The sequence below is a fragment of the Chryseobacterium sp. HNCC26DJ239 genome, from assembly GCF_057180445.1.
Genome location: NZ_JBXUGJ010000003.1, coordinates 36521 through 50964 on the forward strand (window position 1 = coordinate 36521; position 14444 = coordinate 50964).

Consider the following 14444-nt stretch of genomic DNA (forward strand, 5'->3'; position numbering starts at 1 on the left):
ACTGTTTTTTGCAGATTAATCAACCGAAGAAATCTTCCTCAGCCTTTTTTCTATGGCAAGATTGTTTTTCAGCGCAGAAAATCCCTCTTTGATATCCAGATAAGGAAATCCGGATTCGTGGTTTTTTCTGCTTATTTCTGCCATTATTTTCCAGTGTTTGGCTATTTCTTTCCACGCAAAAAATAAGGAGTGTTTCGGGTCGTACATATGCGTTGGTTCACTTTTAGCACCGTTTATTTCTATGATTTTAAAATTCTCTCCGTTTTTTAAAAGTTCCAGATTTTCAAACATTACGTCTAATCTTCCGAAATAAAAACCACTCACTTTGGTACAGATTTCATCTATTTTCTGTGCTAAATTTTCTGTAACTTCACTTGAAATATCAACGAATTTTGCTCCTCTTGTATGACTTCCGAACGGAATTAAGATAATTTCTTCATTTTCGGGAACTATTTTGTTCATTTCGCTTCCCATTTTCTGTTCTATGGCTTTGATTTGGAAAGCACTTCTGGGATTTTCCATTACCAGTTCTCGCAACGTTTTTTTGCCGTTCCCTGTTACAGAAAGAAATTCTTTTTTTACCATTCCGGTAATTTTTCCTGTTTTTTCGTCCGGAAAACGGTGGTAAAAAATGCCGACTTCATTCTGATATTTGATCTTTTCCTGAATTAAAAAATCGCAGTCATTATGGTTCTGGTAATTTTCCAATTCATCTGAATCCTTAAGTTCAGCCACACCCAAACCTTTCAATCCGATATTGGGTTTTACAATAATGGGAAAATTGATGGTTTGTGATTTTAATTCAGATAAAATTTCCTGAAATGAAGTTTCTGAAGACGCAAAAACGGTTTTCGGAATCCAACTTTCGGGAATCAAATCATAGATTTCTTTTTTGCTTTCCATTGCCATTCCTCCGTATTTTATGGAAGGATTTGCGCCGTGAAAAAACAAAAGCGTTCTTGCTTTGTACGCACAGTACAGCCAAACCGGCAAAAGTGGTAAGTAAATGGTAAATGTTGACCAATATTCCCAATTTGTAATCTTATGAAGACGATGTGTGAATTTCATTGTTCAGGAAAATTTTTTCAGGGTTTGAATATTCGTTGAGTCGGTCGTGATGTTTCAGTGTCATTTCATAAGAAATAACAAGTTGTGTAGTACTTATAGTTTGTATCGTATTTTGTCTTTTGATGGTAATTCCGTTTTCCAAATCATTGGTTTTCTGATGGTGGAAATCCCAGATTGTTTCTTCGGAAATCTTTTCGCTTTGAAGAAATTGCTGAAAAATTTGCTCCCTTTTTTCTCTTGTCGATTTATCATACAATGTTGCAGAAGACCAAATGTACGAACGACTATTGTCTAATATTTTTAAATGCTTTTCAGTTCCGTCCCAACGAAATTCTGCCAATTGCTTTTCCTGAAAAATAACCAAAGTAAAAGGTTCAATATTTTGCAAATCAATATATTGTAAAGCGTTGAAAATATTTTCTTCCTTTATTAAATCCAAAACAATCAGTCCTCGGCTTTTTTTGTATTCTGCTTCTCTTTGATGATTTTCAAAAGCTCCGTTTAATAAAATGATTGCATTTCCGTGTTCTGAAACCGCAAACCAGGTTCCTTTTTTGGTGGCATCTTTCGGATAAAATACACCTTTTTCACGATGAATTTCCTGTGCAGAGCGATTGGGTTTTTCGTCCCGGTTGGAAGTCAAAATGATTTTATCTTTTAGTGGAAAATATGTTACCGTGCACATTTAGTTTAAATTTTGAGTTTCTCTGTATTGAATCGTTGAAGGGGCAATTCCGAAATTTTTGTTGAGAAGATGACTCATTTTAATTTCGTTAAAAGCCACTTTTATCAACGCCTGATGATGAATGCAATGTTCGATATTGTACAGCAGTTCCCGAAAGAAATTGGTCGGAATTTCCAAAGAAATAGTTCCCACCGTTTGATGCATTGTCAAATTTTTGTTGGGTAAATTAATGCTGAAAAGTATTTCGGAAATAGCCTGTATCGCTTCTTCAGGATTTTTTTCTAAATCCAGATTTCTTTGTCTTTCATCATAATTAATCTGATTCGTATGATAAGAATTCAGTAAAATTTCCAGAAACTCAATAATATGTCTTGTGTGACCGCCAATGGTAGAACCGTCCAGAGAAGGAATACTCTGAGTATACATTTTTACCGAAACTTTTCTCAGTAAATTCTGTTGTTCGGTAAGGATCTCGTGTAAGATCGCATAAACCGATTGGTCTTTATTCATACTTTCCTTTTTTAAATTTAATTAAAAGAATCACACAGAAAACAAAAACGGTAAGTGCAAGGTAAAACAATTTTCCGCCATCGTTATTGGTATCGATTCCCAGAATGAAAATGTGTGAACCAATTGCTCCAATCATCGTTACAAGTCCCAGAACGGCTCCCCAAAAAGTGGTTTTGGGATTCAATATTAAAATGGCAGTAATGAGTTCCAATACTCCTGAAAAAATCCTTCCGAAAGGTTCTGCGTGAAGTTTTGAAAAAATGGCAACAGAATCCGGATGAGCCGTAAATTTGAAGAATAAAGTCTGCAGTAAAATTAGGGCGGGAATTAATCGCAATGCCCAGTTGATGTAATTTTTCATATTGGATTTATTAACATTAGTTCTTTTAAGTCGTTATGACGATTGAGGATTTGTTTGTATTCAATAATATTTTTTAAATGTTGTGTTCTAATTATTTTTCCTCGAAAAGAAATATAAACACAATCTTCTAGTTTTGTTTCTATTTTGAAATTGGGTTTTATGTAAAAATCTTCTATTGCATTGATGTCAATGTCTATATTGTTGATTCTTAGCTGTAAAAGCCATATATCAAACTCGTCATCTACATATCGCTGGATAGGATTGACAATCTGTCTTTGAAATTCTCTTTGAATTATATAAAGACTTTTAAGATTGGTTTCGATATCTATATCTTTCAATTTCCATTGGGAGCCAAATAAATTTGCAGAGAACCCTCCCGTAAATTGGTAATCTATGCCATAACATTCAAAAAAATCTACTAGCATAAGAATAACAGAAGACTGATTTTCAGAAACAATATTTTTTGAAATCTTTTCCAACATTCTTAATTTTTAAAAATTATAACTTTTGTAGCAAAGCGTAAGAAAACAGATGATTGTATTGTTGACAATGAACGACTGCGTATTTGTACTCATCGAAGTTTACTGAACCCGTAAAAGTATAGGTTTGTCCGCCGTTCACAGATTTCAGCTTACCTAAAGAAACAAATTGCGATGGCTGCTGTTCTTTGCTTACATACACGTAAAGATCCGGACCGTTGCTGATGGTGAAGTTTTCATTTAAAACCAATGTGAAGACTCCGTTTTTTTCATAGATTTCTGCTTTTCCGTTAACGTTATTTCCGTAAGGTCCCTGCATAAAATCTCCGGAATATTTTAAGACCGAATTTTCAGGAGCCATTTCCATTAAATCTTCTGTTGCAGTGCTTTCTCTGACGCAGGAAACCAAGAGAAAGGACGCGAAAATAAAGGGGATCAATGTTTTCATAATTTCTGATGTTTTTATTTGTTGTAAATTTTCTGATTAAAGAATTTAAAATTTCACTCTGTATTCAACATTGGCGATGAAACTTCTCGTTAATCCATCGGGTCTGGATGTTCTCACGACAAAAGGAACTCCTACATTAAGCTGAAGTCCATTTCTCCGGTTGATTTCGTAATCCAGATAGACATTTCCGTTCAATGTAAGTCCTTTCGAATTGTTAATTTCCAGTTCTACATTGTTTTGGTTGGTAAAGCGGTCGTTCTTCAGGTGATAAATCGGCAAAATACTTGGCGTAAGTCTTAGTTTGGAATTAATATTTACAGGATAAGAAACCCTTAGCAAAACATCGCCACTTCTCTGGAATTTATTGGTTGATAAAAACCCTCTCAACGCTGAACTTGCGGGATATTGCGATGCTAAAAACTGATTTTCATTCTGTGTTAACGGCTGTTGAAGAGCTGCAACCAACTGAATTTTTTCGATTTCGTAACCCACACCTACAATCAAATCAAACGTTCCTAAACTAGACTGATAATCCATTGGCAACGGGATATTATTCTTTGATTTCCCTGCATCTGACAAAGGAATTTTCGCACCTAATGTAAATTTTAGTTTTTCGTTAGCTTTATAATTGGCATTCAGAAACAAATCAGAAAGTCCAAAAGTGGAAACATCGTTTCCGTTTTGCGCCAAAGTGGTCAGTTTTGCATCAAAGCCAAATCTGTCATTGATTTGTCTGTTGTATTCTACGTAATTTCCGAAGACAGAAATCGAATTATCTGCTTTGCCAAAGAAAATTCCGGTCTTGATTTGATTATGGTAAGTTTTTAAGCTGTCATTATTATTCGGTTGAAAACTGCTAACCGTACAAAATCCGGCGTCACTGCATCCTTGCGCAACTAGATGATTGCTTTGCAAAAGCAGTAAAAATGCTGTTACCAGGAAAATTTTAAATGTTTTCATAATTTTAATTTTTAATGAATTAATTGGTCAGTTTTTTCCAGTTTTGGTCTGCACTTTTTTTCAGTTTTGCCTCGTTCTTGTTCCACGAAGTCAGGGTATTGTTGAAAAATTTATTGTAGAACAGGTGTGTTTTTCCGTCAATGATTTTAAAAGTTGTAGGATTAATTTCCACTTTTTCGCCATAATCTCCAAGTGCAAAAGCGCACCAACCACCGTAAACAGGTTCGTATTTTGCGGGATCTTTTTTCAGGAGTTCTTTATTTTTTTCTGAAGAAGTGTAATAAATGGCTCCGTTTACATTGACCGCAAATTCTTTTTTCCCTTTTACCGCTTTTTTCTGTTCGATGTAGGAAACGGGATCATACCCCTGAATTGCCAGTTTGTTTTCTAAATTTCTATGTTCTGCTTTTTGGGAAAATGCCAAAAAAGGAAGCAGAAATACGAGAATGAGGGTGAATGTATTTTTCATAAATTTTTAATTAAAGTTGTTTAGATAAAATGTTTTAACCGAAAAAGAATCAAAAGTTTGCATCGGATTTTAGATTTTCAAAATATGCGTTTTTGCTTTCTTTTATGTTTCTTTTTATTAGTCATTTCTTTTGCCACTTTTGCGGTGAAAATTTTTAATTAAAGCTGTTTTACAATATCCTCCAGCGAAGCTCTTTCTTTGTAATCGGGATTGAAATGTCTCCAGATGATTTTTTGATTTTCATCTAAAATATAGGTTGCAGAAACGGGCAGTCTTCCGGATTCATCGGAACGGCTTTTCTTAAAATCGTCTCCCAATCGGTTTTCGTAGAAATCGAGCGTTTTTTTCTCGGGTGTGTACAGAACATCAAAAAGTTCTGCTATTCTGTAGTTTTCATCATACAAAACGGAATACGCGGTTTTGGTTTTGCTGATGGTTTTTGCGATAAACTCAGGTTTTTCAGGAGAAATGATGACCAGTCTTGTGTTTTTCGACTGTAATTCGGGAGCAAGATTTTGTAGACTTTCAACATATTTATTACAATACGGACACCATTGTCCACGAATGAAAACCACCACGGTTTTCTTTTTTTCCTGAGACAGAGAAAATGTTTTTTCAAACTGATCTTTTGCTGTAAAGTTAGGAATCGTTTCACCCACCATTTTGCCCTTCACTTCGCTGATTGTCGGCGTTTTTTTGTCTGAATTTCTTTTCTCTGTAACCGACTTTCCGATATTTAAAAATTGTGCAGCGTTGTAATATCCAAATTCATATTGAACCAATTCGCCGTTCTGGTCTAGGAAAAGGAAAGACGGATAATTAACGATTTTGAATTTTTTGGCTAATTCTGTCCCCTCTTTTTCGGCGTCAATATAAAGGCTGATGAAATTTTTATTGAAAAATTCTCCCAGTTCAGGATTCGGGAACGTATTCTTTTTCATCAGTTTGCACGGACCGCACCAAGTGGTGTAAAGGTCGATGAAGATGAGTTTGTTTTCCTGTTTTGCCAGTTTTTTGGCTTCTTCTAAATTTTTAGTCTGAAATTGAATTCCGCTTTTGTTTTGTGCATTGAACGAAATGGCAACTAAGAAAAAGAACGTATAAATTATTTTGGTGAACATAAGATAAAGTATTTATTATGAAGTTCCCAAAAACAAAAAAAATCACCCGGCGAAAAGGTGATTTTTTAATAATTTAATTTAAAGTACTGATAATCTGTCTTAAAAATTATCATCTTTTTTTATTTTTCTAATCTGTTCTACACATTTATGCTTCTGATTTTGCGCATTGTGTTTGCTGGAATATTTATATTTTTCCTGTATTTCTTCCATATTTTTATTCTTCATAAAAATATCGTGGATGAGGGTTTGACAATGGGAAGAAATTTTATTAATATAGTCATTCAGCTTATCATAATAATCTCTTTCATTTTCTATCGCTTGGTTGATTTCTTCTTTGTTTTCAGAATAATAGCTTTCGTGCATTTCCACAAAAAAGTTTCGGTTGCGGAGTTTTTTCAGCCAGAGATTTTTAGAAATTCCGGTGACGTAATTGGCAAGGCAAGTGTAAGCTTTGAAATCATCGTCGTACAATTTTTCGTACAGAATAATCAAAGCATCCTGAAAAACGTCTTCCGCATCTTCCAGATTTCCTTTATTCCCTAGAACAAACTTACGGGTGTAGCCAAAATATTTTTGGTACAGAACACCAAAGGCAACATTGTTGTCTTTCTGAAAATCTTCGATTGCTAAAGTGTTTGTTGTTCTTTTGTTCATGTAATCTTCAGAACTTTCTCTGTGTTTTTCGTTGCCATACATCTTCGGTCCTGCCTGAAAGGAATAATTCCCAAAACCGAATCTTCACCGTCGGTAAGGAGCCAGATTTTTTGCCTGGCTAAAATAGACAATTTTTCGTCCCTAAGAAACTTCGAAACCTTCTTTTTGCCCGAAAAACCAGTGGGATGGAATTCGTCTCCTTCTTCTGCACGTCGCAAGTAGAGCGGAAAGTTTAATTTTTCAGCGTTGAAGTGCCATTCAACTTCTTTATCGATATCATCAATACTTTCGTTTAGAATGCTGGATTCTTCTTTTTTAGTGAAATCGAAACTGTTTTTGATGAGAATTTTTTCTCCAAAAATTGGAGATTCGCTAGTTCTTTCTCGGATAATCAACTCATTTCGATGGATAACGAGTTGGAATTTTTCCGAATAAAAAAATTTTCCGTTTTCTGCTTTGAAAATTTTTGCAATTTCTTCAGACTTGTTGAAGCCGTATTTGTTTAAAATTTCAAACTGTACAAAATAAGATTCTTGGGCTAGTTTTTCTTTTGAGAGAATTAAATTTTCATCTTCTGAAATGGTAATTATTCTTTCTGTTTCTTTAATTTTTTCTTCAAAAAATTCTTTAGCTTGGTCTAGATATTTTACGCTTTTTCTAAAGTTTTCAAGAAAATTTTCGTTGGTTTCAAGAAGTTTTGGAGTAATTTCGTTCCTGATTCTGTTTCTTAGATAATCGTTTTTCTGGTTCGACAGATCTTCACGGAATTCAATATTATTTTCTTCTGCGTAAGCGTAAATTTCTTGTTTTGTAAAATCCAAAAAAGGTCTTAATATCTTATTTTCGTTCACCGGGATTCCGCTTAAGCCTTTAATTCCTGATGCTTTAGAAAGGTTGATGATAAAAGTTTCCAGTTGATCGTTCAAATGATGCGCGGTTACAATAAAATCGATTTTTTTTTCCTTTTGTAGTGTTTTGAAATATTTGTACCTCAGATTTCTAGCCCAAAGCTGAACTGAATTTTCAGGTTTCTCGTCTTTTGAGGAAACTTCGTATAAATTTAAATTAACATTAAATTTTTCACAAAAATCTTCTACTACTTTTTGGTCTAATTCTGAGTCTTCACCTCGAAGCTTGTAATTGATGTGTGCGATTTCAAAGCTTAATTGTAAATCGTTGAAAACGTGCGCTAAAACCATGGAGTCTGCGCCGCCACTTACAGCTAAAAGAAACTTCTGATTTTGATAATCAACCGTAATGTTCTTAATTTTTTCTTGTACTAATTTTAGGCTCAACATTTGCATAGAGTTTTGTCCTAACAAAGATAGCGGTTAATATTTAATAGATTTTTTTTACCTTTGAGCTATCTTAAAAAAAGATTACTTATGAAAATTTTTAAAATCTTAGCTGCTTCTGCTGTAGTCTTGGGTATGACGTCTTGTGTAAGCAAGAAGCAGTATGAAGCTTTAAGCACAAACTACAAACAGTGTATCGAAAACATTGGGGAGAGACAAAGAGAAATTCAGGATCTTAAATCGCAGAATGCAAGTCTTACCAGCGAAAACAATTTGCTTAAAAGTCAGCACGATGCTTTAAAATCTTCATTGGATGCTTGTCTTTCAAATTCAGGGAAAAGCTCTGCAAATATTGATAAATTGGTGGGAGAAATTAATTCTTCAAACTCTTACATCAAGCAGCTTATCGCTTCAAATGCGAAAAATGATAGCTTAAACCTTGCTTTATCAAACAAACTTAAAAGATCTTTGGATAACGTAGCAGATAGCGACGTACAGGTGAAAGTATTGAAAGGAGTTGTAATGATCTCTCTTTCAGATAAAATGTTGTACAAAACAGGAGATTACAACGTTTTACCAGCTGCACAAGAAGTGTTAGGTAAAGTAGCTAAAGTAATCAACGATTACGATAAATATTCTGTGTTAATCGAAGGTAATACAGATAATGTGGGATTAAATTCTTCAAGCTTGCCAAGAGACAACTGGGATCTTTCGGCTTTAAGAGGAACTTCTGTAGCGAAAGTGTTACAAACTCAGTTTGGAGTAGATCCTTCAAGAATTACTGCAGGTGGTCGTTCAGAATACAATCCTAAAGCAACAAACATGAGCGTTTCTGGTAGAGCTGAAAACAGAAGAACAGAAATTATCATTATGCCGAAATTGGATGAATTTATGAAATTGATGGACATTGCTCCGAAGAAATAATTTCAAAAATGATATAAATTAAAAAGATCCCGGTGTTTATCGGGATCTTTTTTTTAATTTAGTTAAACAACATCTTCTCGTTCGAGCCAATAGAGAAGTCTGTTAAAATATATATAGATGGTTTTTGGTAGTTTTTTTATAGTCTTCATAACTCTGCAGAGAGTTTTATTTTAATAGATGACTCAAAGGTACAAGAGTGAAGTAACGCAAACAATCCGTATTTTTACGGTAAATTTGAAAAAAGGTTTTTATGAGCCTTCGGTTTAATATATTTGAAAAAAATTAGAGATGAGCTATTTTGAAGAAAAAGATCATGCGATGGATAGATATTTGGAAGATCACACGTCTTACGAACCGGAAATTTTGAGAAAGCTGAGAAGGGAAACCTATCAGAAAACCACACAACCTCACATGATTTCGGGATATCAACAAGGGAGGCTTCTGAGTATTATTTCGAAGATGCTTAACCCGAAAAATGTTTTAGAAATAGGAACTTTCACAGGATATGCAACGTTAAGTCTTGCAGAAGGTCTTGCAAAAGACGGGAAAATTACCACGTTAGATGTGAATGAAGATTTGGCTTATTTGCCGAGAAAATACTTTCAGGAAAGCGAGTTTTCTTCACAAATTGATTTTAAAATTCAAGATGCTAGAGAATTTCTACGAAATTCCGAAGAAATTTTCGATTTGGTGTTTATTGATGCCGATAAAGAAAATTATGCAGAATATTTCCGATTGATAAAACCGAGAACGCAATCTGGTTCTGTTGTTTTGTTCGATAATGTTTTGTGGTACGGAAAAGTTTTGGAGGAAAATCCTAAGCAAAAATCAACACAAATTATTAAAGAACTTAATGATTTGGCGGCACAAGACGAAGATTTTGATAATCTTATTTTACCTTTGCGAGACGGAGTGAATTTTCTTCGTAGAAAATAAATTTTTAAAAAAAATTCAGAGATTTAGAAATTAAGAAAAGTGTTATTTTCGAAATTCCTAAATTTCTTAATCTCTAAATTAACATAATGAATAAAGGAATTTGTACAGTAACCGTGGCTCCTGTAAGAGCAGAAGCTTCTGATAAAGCTGAAATTGTAACCGAAATACTCTTCGGCGAAAGTGCAGATATTTTGGAAGTGAATAAAAACTGGACGAAAATTAAAATGCATTACGACGGTTATGAAGGCTGGATGGATACGAAACAATTAAAACCTGTTTCTGAGGAAGATTTGGCGAAGCGAAAAGTGACTATCATTACCGAAGATTTTTCTTCTGTCTTAATGAAAGACGGGAAAACACTGCTTTCGATGGGTTCTGAGGTAGAATTTCCTGCCGTTGCATCGCAAAGAAGTCATAACCTGCGTGAGAGTATTGCACTCACAGCCAAAGAATTTATCAACGTTCCTTATTTATGGGGCGGGAAAAGTTTTTTTGCGGTAGATTGTTCAGGTTTTACACAATTGGTGTACAAAATTCACAATATAAAATTACCCAGAGACGCTTCTCAGCAAATTGAAATAGGAGAGTCGCTTACTTTTGTGGAAGAAAGCGAACCGGGAGATTTAGCTTTTTTTGAAAATGCGGAAGGTAAAATTATCCATGTGGGAATTATGCTAGACAATCAAAAAATTATTCATGCTTCAGGAAAAGTACGAATTGATACACTAGATTCTTCGGGGATTTTTAACCAAGAAACCAATCAACATACGCATAAACTGAGAGTAATTAAGAAAATTATCTAATGCTGGAGATTGTAGTCAATATTTTTAACATGATTGCAATTGTTTTGGTGATTGTAATTTGGGTATATACTTTTAGAAAATATAAATTTCTTCCGCAACAAATTCCTACACATTTCGATTTGGAACAAAAACCAGACGCTTTTGGTTCTAAGAAATTTGCTTTCTTTTTGCCGGTTTTATCGGTTGTAATGGTAGCGGTTTTAATTTTTGCCGGAGAATATAGCGGTGGAAATTATCCTGTGAAAATCACCAAAGAAAATTTCGATGCACAATTTTCCATCATGCGTGTTTTAATGAGTTGGCTGTCGATTATTTTGGCATTTATTTTTTTTAACATCCAAGATTATATGCTGCGACTAAGTCTTGATGCTCAAGCAAAGCCAAGAGTGCATCTCTTTTTACCACTTGTATTCATTTTTATCGGTGTAATTACGGCGATTATTTTCGCATCTATTTATAAATAAAACTAAAACAAAATCCATGACTTCTGAAATTAATTTAAACCAGATTTATAGGTGTAAATCTTATGAGCTTTCTGATGTTGTTATGAATCCTTCTCAACATTCTTTAGAAGCATTTATTCTTGCTTTTTCTGAAATTAAACGAAGAGGAATTCCTATAAATGTTGAAATGCAAACTTCAATTGGTCGTTTTTCGGCAGAGCAAAGTAAAAGTATTGAAACGATGGAGCATGAGTTTTTTCAATCGAAAGGTTTGAAAAACTACAATGAATATTTTGAAGCCATGACTGCCGCAAATACAGTAAAATCGGAAGACCAAATTCATTTAGATAGTTTGAGGAAAGAGCTTAGAATAAAGCAACAAGAAGCCGAAAAACAACAAGCAAAAAGAGATGTTTGGATTGGTGGTCTATGGTTTGTAGGAGGTCTTATAGTAACTTTAATTTCTTTGGCGAATGACACAGGAGGTATCATTGCTTATGGTGCCGTTATTTTCGGTGGAATTCAATTTTTTAGAGGGTTGTCTAAAGTAATGTAATGCAGTTTTTATACAACATATTTGTTTCTTTAATGGTTTTTGGCATGAAGATTTTTTCTTTATTTAATGCCAAAACTAAAAAAGGCGTTGAAGGAAGAAGGCAATCTCTTGAAATCGTGAAGACTTCTTTTTCTCCTAAAGATGAGGTTTTGTGGATGCATGCTGCAAGTTTGGGAGAATACGAACAAGGTCTTCCTGTTCTCGAAAAATTGAAAGAAGAGTTTCCTCAATACAAAATATTGGTTACTTTCTTTTCTCCTTCTGGATACGAAAATGTTGTGAAAAAAAAGCATATCGCAGATGCAATTTGCTATCTTCCGTTTGATAATAATTCTTCGTTAGAAGCGTTTTTAAAAGCTTTTACTCCAAAACTGTTTTTTACGGTGAAGTACGATTTCTGGTACAATCTTCTTGCTCAATTGAAGAAGAGAAATGTAAAGACATTTGTTGTTTCTGCTCTTTTTTATGAGCGACAAAGTTTTTTTACTTCCTACGGAAAATGGTTTACAAAACAGTTGAAAGAAAATATTGACTGGTTTTTTCATCAAACAAAACACTCGTATGCTTTGGCGAAAAGTGTTGGATTAACGCAGTCTTCTGTAACCGGAGATACTCGTTTTGACCGTGTGAAGCAAATTAAAGCAAGAAACAACCATGTAGATTCTATTGATGAATTTATTTCGGGAAACAAGACAATTGTTTTTGGTAGCTCTTGGCAAGCAGAAGAAAAAATTGCAAAAGAAATTTCTGAAAAACATAAAAACGTAAAATTAATTATCGCACCACACGATTTAAAAAGGGTGGAAAATTTGAAAGAAATTTTTCCGGATGCGCTTCTTTACAGTAATTTAAAAACTATTCAAACTCTTAAACTCTCAAACTGTCAAACTCTAATTATAGACTCTATCGGTTTGTTGTCTAAATTGTATTCTTACAGCGATATTGCCGTTGTTGGCGGTGGTTTTCATGATGCAGGTTTGCATAATATTTTGGAAGCTGCAACATTCGGTGTTCCTGTTGTTTTTGGAAATCATTACAAGAAAAATCCTGAAGCGGATGATTTAATTAAATCGGAAGGTGGAAAATCTTTCGAGGACGAAAAAAGTGCTTCTCAATTTATTTCAAAACTGCTTTCTGATGAGGCTTTGCTGCGCAAAATGTCGTTGAATTCAGGCAAATTTGTAAGCGAAAAACCCAATTCAACAGAACTGATTATTCAAAAAGTTTTATCACTTTAAAAAACCTTGATTTTTGATGTCTTTGATAATGGCGTCGAACTGTTCAGGAATGTTTTCGGTATTCAGCCAACCCAAATCTATCCCGTTGTTGATGAATAGTTTTTCAAGATAAATATTGCCTGTGATTTTAGTGTAAAGCTCAGAAAGATATTCATCAATTTCCATCCAATAATCTTCGTCTAGTTTTTTAGTTAAAGACAGTGCTTTTACCACTTTATTGATGATGTAAAGGTATAATTTATATATCTCGTTAAATCTCTGTCGGCTCAGTTGAGGATTAAATTCTAAAACCTGATTGATTAAAAAAAGGTTAAGCGAAACATCTCCGAACTTGTCTGAAGTTACCTTTACGTGTTCAGTAATTTCAGCACTAATTTTTCGGATAAGCACCACAAAATATTTTTGATTGCTAATGTATTTGGAAGCGTATTCTACTTTTTCTTTCAACAAATCTTCCATTTGGTCACGCTTTTGATCGGTGGTTTCTTGGTCTATTAATTCAAAATAGAGTTTTTTGGAAAGTATTTTGTCTTTTTTCAGCAAACGAAAAATTAATCGGTCTTTTTCTACCGAAGAAAGTTGGCTGAGCGCGGTTTTGAATTCTTTAGAATACTCCATTAATTAAATAGTTTTGAATATTTTTTAAACCCATTAAATGCCCAGTTTGCCGTAAAATAAAGCGATTTTAAAGTTGAAAACTTCATGTAATCTTTATAAACAAGATATTGGTCTTTTACGATGTTTTGTTTTTTTCTTGAAATACTTGTAGGGTGCATTCTGTATTTCGCCATGGTTTTGGGGAGTGCTTTTCCTTCAGGGATTTTCTTTAATAAATTCAGCCACATTACGTGGTCTTCGCGCTTGCTTCCGACGGGGAAATATTCTTTTCCTACTCTTTGCGAATCGTACATGGAAGAGAGTAGAGAAAGTCTGCAAGTCTTCAATAAATTTTGAAATGTAACGTTTTTGTCTGCTCTAAAGTCTTCAATTTTCGACTGTAAATTTTCATCACATCTTGCGTAATTAGAATAGGCGAGCTCTGCGTTTTCTTTTTTCATAAAACCAATCATTTCTTCTAAAAAATTGGGCTCCCAAAAATCGTCTGCGTCTAGAAAAGTAATGTATCTTCCAGTTGCTTTTTCAAGAGAAATATTTCTTGCATGTCCTGCTCCTCCGTTTTTTGTGGCGATATTCAGTTTTATTCTAGAATCTTGGATAGACTGTATGATTTTTACGGTTTCGTCGGTAGAGGAGTCGTCGGTAATCATCCATTCCCAATCGGTAAAACTCTGTGAGAGAACAGAAGTTATAGTCTCCTCCAGAAAAGCAGAAGAATTATAGCAGGGAGTGATGATTGAAATTTCAGGCATTTGTTGTCTTTTAGGCAAAGATAAACTTTTTAAAATGTGTTTAAATACTCTAAAATGATAAGAAAATATAAAATATGGTTTCAAAAATTAAAAAAAATGAGGAAGTATTTAAAAAAAATCATAA

The 14444-nt window shown here is 34.0% G+C and carries 19 protein-coding genes; 6 read left to right on the top strand and 13 right to left on the bottom strand.

Annotated features, from left to right (window positions below; genetic code table 11):
* Window positions 1-15: 15 nt before the first annotated feature.
* The 11 genes from AC2A1D_RS06825 to tilS all read right to left on the bottom strand — a co-directional run bounded on the left by AC2A1D_RS06825 (window position 16) and on the right by tilS (window position 8053).
* A complete protein-coding gene (locus AC2A1D_RS06825; protein ID WP_484042892.1) occupies window positions 16-1068 on the bottom strand; it encodes a D-alanine--D-alanine ligase in 1053 nt (350 codons plus the stop codon).
* Entirely contained in the window at window positions 1043-1753 is a 711-nt protein-coding gene (locus tag AC2A1D_RS06830; RefSeq protein WP_484042893.1) for an NRDE family protein, read from the bottom strand. The genes AC2A1D_RS06825 and AC2A1D_RS06830 overlap by 26 nt, the downstream gene beginning before the upstream one ends.
* The gene (locus tag AC2A1D_RS06835) at window positions 1754-2263 is read right to left on the bottom strand and encodes a DinB family protein (RefSeq protein WP_484042894.1); all 510 of its coding nucleotides are present in this window, start codon (window positions 2261-2263) and stop codon (window positions 1754-1756) included. It lies immediately after the preceding gene.
* Complete coding sequence (locus tag AC2A1D_RS06840; protein WP_484042895.1) at window positions 2256-2624, bottom strand: DoxX family protein; 369 nt, start codon at window positions 2622-2624, stop codon at window positions 2256-2258. Before AC2A1D_RS06840 ends, AC2A1D_RS06835 begins: the two co-directional genes overlap by 8 nt.
* Window positions 2621-3106 (bottom strand): nucleotidyltransferase family protein, encoded by a 486-nt coding sequence (locus AC2A1D_RS06845; RefSeq protein WP_484042896.1) that lies wholly within the window; start codon window positions 3104-3106, stop codon window positions 2621-2623. Before AC2A1D_RS06845 ends, AC2A1D_RS06840 begins: the two co-directional genes overlap by 4 nt.
* Window positions 3107-3122: 16 nt before the next feature.
* Window positions 3123-3551, bottom strand: coding sequence for a DM13 domain-containing protein (locus tag AC2A1D_RS06850; RefSeq protein ID WP_484042897.1), 429 nt, complete (start codon window positions 3549-3551; stop codon window positions 3123-3125).
* 45 nt (window positions 3552-3596) lie between these two features.
* Window positions 3597-4511, bottom strand: coding sequence for a hypothetical protein (locus AC2A1D_RS06855; RefSeq protein WP_484042898.1), 915 nt, complete (start codon window positions 4509-4511; stop codon window positions 3597-3599).
* A 19-nt stretch (window positions 4512-4530) separates the two neighbouring features.
* On the bottom strand, window positions 4531-4980 hold the full coding sequence (locus AC2A1D_RS06860) for a YHS domain-containing (seleno)protein (protein ID WP_421745167.1): 450 nt from the start codon (window positions 4978-4980) through the stop codon (window positions 4531-4533).
* A gap of 158 nt (window positions 4981-5138) precedes the next feature.
* Window positions 5139-6101: a redoxin domain-containing protein gene (locus AC2A1D_RS06865; RefSeq protein ID WP_484042899.1), complete on the bottom strand. Its 963-nt coding sequence runs from the start codon at window positions 6099-6101 to the stop codon at window positions 5139-5141.
* A gap of 99 nt (window positions 6102-6200) precedes the next feature.
* Window positions 6201-6755 carry an RNA polymerase sigma factor gene (locus AC2A1D_RS06870; protein WP_484042900.1) on the bottom strand — a complete coding sequence of 185 codons (555 nt, stop codon included), beginning with the start codon at window positions 6753-6755 and terminating at the stop codon, window positions 6201-6203.
* On the bottom strand, window positions 6752-8053 hold the full coding sequence (gene tilS, locus AC2A1D_RS06875; protein ID WP_484042901.1) for a tRNA lysidine(34) synthetase TilS: 1302 nt from the start codon (window positions 8051-8053) through the stop codon (window positions 6752-6754). Before tilS ends, AC2A1D_RS06870 begins: the two co-directional genes overlap by 4 nt.
* Before the next feature lie 87 nt (window positions 8054-8140).
* On the opposite strand from tilS, the gene AC2A1D_RS06880 reads away from it, so the two are divergent.
* The 6 genes from AC2A1D_RS06880 (at window position 8141) to AC2A1D_RS06905 (ending at window position 12950) form a co-directional block, all read left to right on the top strand.
* A complete protein-coding gene (locus tag AC2A1D_RS06880; RefSeq protein WP_484042902.1) occupies window positions 8141-8974 on the top strand; it encodes an OmpA family protein in 834 nt (277 codons plus the stop codon).
* A 288-nt stretch (window positions 8975-9262) separates the two neighbouring features.
* Window positions 9263-9910, top strand: a complete 648-nt coding sequence (locus AC2A1D_RS06885) for an O-methyltransferase (protein ID WP_484042903.1) — start codon at window positions 9263-9265, stop codon at window positions 9908-9910.
* An 86-nt stretch (window positions 9911-9996) separates the two neighbouring features.
* Window positions 9997-10713 (top strand): C40 family peptidase, encoded by a 717-nt coding sequence (locus AC2A1D_RS06890; protein WP_484042904.1) that lies wholly within the window; start codon window positions 9997-9999, stop codon window positions 10711-10713.
* The gene (locus AC2A1D_RS06895; RefSeq protein WP_484042905.1) at window positions 10713-11177 is read left to right on the top strand and encodes a DUF1648 domain-containing protein; all 465 of its coding nucleotides are present in this window, start codon (window positions 10713-10715) and stop codon (window positions 11175-11177) included. Before AC2A1D_RS06890 ends, AC2A1D_RS06895 begins: the two co-directional genes overlap by 1 nt.
* Window positions 11178-11193: 16 nt before the next feature.
* Window positions 11194-11712 carry a hypothetical protein gene (locus tag AC2A1D_RS06900; protein WP_484042906.1) on the top strand — a complete coding sequence of 173 codons (519 nt, stop codon included), beginning with the start codon at window positions 11194-11196 and terminating at the stop codon, window positions 11710-11712.
* The gene (locus tag AC2A1D_RS06905) at window positions 11712-12950 is read left to right on the top strand and encodes a 3-deoxy-D-manno-octulosonic acid transferase (RefSeq protein ID WP_484042907.1); all 1239 of its coding nucleotides are present in this window, start codon (window positions 11712-11714) and stop codon (window positions 12948-12950) included. Before AC2A1D_RS06900 ends, AC2A1D_RS06905 begins: the two co-directional genes overlap by 1 nt.
* Here AC2A1D_RS06905 and AC2A1D_RS06910 read toward each other — a convergent pair.
* A complete protein-coding gene (locus AC2A1D_RS06910) occupies window positions 12942-13568 on the bottom strand; it encodes a deoxyuridine 5'-triphosphate nucleotidohydrolase (protein WP_484042908.1) in 627 nt (208 codons plus the stop codon). The genes AC2A1D_RS06905 and AC2A1D_RS06910 overlap by 9 nt on opposite strands.
* Window positions 13568-14320, bottom strand: coding sequence for a glycosyltransferase family 2 protein (locus tag AC2A1D_RS06915; RefSeq protein WP_484042909.1), 753 nt, complete (start codon window positions 14318-14320; stop codon window positions 13568-13570). Before AC2A1D_RS06915 ends, AC2A1D_RS06910 begins: the two co-directional genes overlap by 1 nt.
* Window positions 14321-14444 lie beyond the last annotated feature (124 nt).